This window comes from Arsenophonus sp. ENCA, from assembly GCF_002287155.1.
Classification (GTDB): domain Bacteria; phylum Pseudomonadota; class Gammaproteobacteria; order Enterobacterales; family Enterobacteriaceae; genus Arsenophonus; species Arsenophonus nilaparvatae.
Genome location: NZ_NHNG01000124.1, coordinates 1 through 1760 on the forward strand (window position 1 = coordinate 1; position 1760 = coordinate 1760).

Consider the following 1760-nt stretch of genomic DNA (forward strand, 5'->3'; position numbering starts at 1 on the left):
GTATGGCACCGGCAGTGATGTGCGAAATGTGGAAGATAACACGCCGCACCTGGTTATCTACGACTACCAAGACTCGCGCAGCGGGCGTTGCCCGAGCGAATTCCTGGTAAACTATACGGGGTATCTGCAAGTTGATGGCTACGCGGGTTATCATGGCACGGAAGCTCAACTCGTTGGCTGCATGGCGCATGCGCGCCGTAAATTTGAAGAGGCTCGGCGAGCCCAGCCGAATACCAAAGTAGGCAAAGCCATTTGGGCCTTAGGGTTAATTCAGAAACTGTACCGGATAGAAAAAACGTGTCAAGGGCTTTCTCCTGAAGAGATTTACCGACGGCGACAGAGCGAAGCGCGTCCATTGATGGAGGAGTTTGAAGCCTGGCTATCAAAGACGAAGGTGCTCCCGAAAGGCTATCTGGGTAAAGCCATTGGTTATTGTCAAAAACAATGGCCAAAGCTGATGCGCTATCTGGAGGATGGTCGTTTGAGTATCGACAACAACCGCGCCGAACGGGCGATAAAGCCTTTTGTAATTGGTAGAAAAAACTGGCTGTTTGCCAATACGGAATCGGGTGCCCATGCCAGCGCGCTATTGTACAGCTTGGTGGAAAGTGCACGTATCAATGGACTTAACCCGTACGATTATCTTTTGGCGCTGCTGACGGCGCTAAAATACCCAGATGAGGATATCGACTGGAACGCACTACTACCCTGGAAAATCACCTTACCTTAAACCACGCAGCAGCGCACTGTGTGGTTCCAATGACGCTTACAATACATTGAACGTCTTGCCAACATTCCGATGAGTTCCGTCGATGAGATGTCACCATCGGATTTAAATGTGGCGAGTCATTTGGTGGCGGGTTTTTTCCACCAGAAGTGAGCGTGGACGAATTGCTATGCCAATATTAAACTAGTTGCTGAATAGAGACTTGCATTTTTTGTCACGCTATTGAGAATAAAAAGAGGTTTAACTTAGAGAATAAAGGTTTGAAATGATCAACAAAGAGCGGCTGTTACGAGATAATCGTTTATGTAAAGCAATCATTGGATTATCAGTCGAAGAATTGAAAAATTTAGCCGCTGAATTTTCAGCTTGTTCACGAGTTTCGCACCAATAAAAAAACGCTCTATTTTTAAGTTTAATTCAGCATGATATATAAATAGTCAAAACCTTATAAATCAAATACAACTTATTGTAATTTAAGAAAATTTATGTTTTTTAGTAACTTGCAGATTAATCATTGCTTTTAAGCCATTTTTAGAATTTTATATGCCTGTGCGAAACTCGTGCAGTCGTAAAATTAACTCACGTTGTGGTAATTCTAAATTTTCATGATGATGTGTGCGATGGTTAAGAAAACGTAGAGTTATACGGGATCCGCCGTCATAGTGGGCCAAACGGCAACCTGATACCGGTGGCTTTTTCAAATGGCCCATTCCCAGTCGAAACGCAACAAACCCATAAAACGTTATGCAGCCATTAGATGAGCTAAAAATACTTCATTTGGAGAAAAATAGCCCAACGATTTTCGTCCCCGAGTATTAAGTATGTGCTCAAGTTCTGCAATCTCGTTGTCCGTGACTGAGTTGAAATCCGTTCCTTTTGGGTAAAAACGGCGGATAAGTCCGTTACTAAACTAGTTGCTGAATAGAGACTTGCATTTTTTGTCACGCTATTGAGAATAAAAAGAGGTTTAACTTAGAGAATAAAGGTTTGAAATGATCAACAAAGAGCGGCTGTTACGAGATAATCGTTTATG

At 43.1% G+C, this 1760-nt stretch carries 3 protein-coding genes and 1 pseudogene; 3 read left to right on the top strand and 1 reads right to left on the bottom strand.

Annotated features, from left to right (window positions below; translation table 11 throughout):
• The 3 genes and pseudogenes from CBG25_RS03510 to CBG25_RS03520 all read left to right on the top strand — a co-directional run.
• A partial coding sequence (locus tag CBG25_RS03510; RefSeq protein ID WP_290604254.1) for an IS66 family transposase occupies positions 1–730 on the top strand: 730 nt, incomplete at its 5' end.
• A 39-nt stretch (positions 731–769) separates the two neighbouring features.
• Positions 770–880: pseudogene (locus tag CBG25_RS03515) on the top strand (phage tail assembly protein); the annotation flags it as partial.
• A 112-nt stretch (positions 881–992) separates the two neighbouring features.
• Positions 993–1118 (top strand): hypothetical protein, encoded by a 126-nt coding sequence (locus CBG25_RS03520; protein WP_290604553.1) that lies wholly within the window; start codon positions 993–995, stop codon positions 1116–1118.
• A gap of 148 nt (positions 1119–1266) precedes the next feature.
• On the opposite strand, the gene CBG25_RS03525 is transcribed toward CBG25_RS03520, so the two are convergent.
• Complete coding sequence (locus CBG25_RS03525; protein ID WP_290604554.1) at positions 1267–1428, bottom strand: hypothetical protein; 162 nt, start codon at positions 1426–1428, stop codon at positions 1267–1269.
• Between the last annotated feature and the right edge of the window lie 332 nt (positions 1429–1760).

Excerpts from the sequence above, each read along its gene's own strand:
- CBG25_RS03520 (WP_290604553.1), top strand. The coding sequence starts at position 993 with ATGATCAACAAAGAGCGGCTGTTACGAGATAATCGTTTATGTAAAGCA.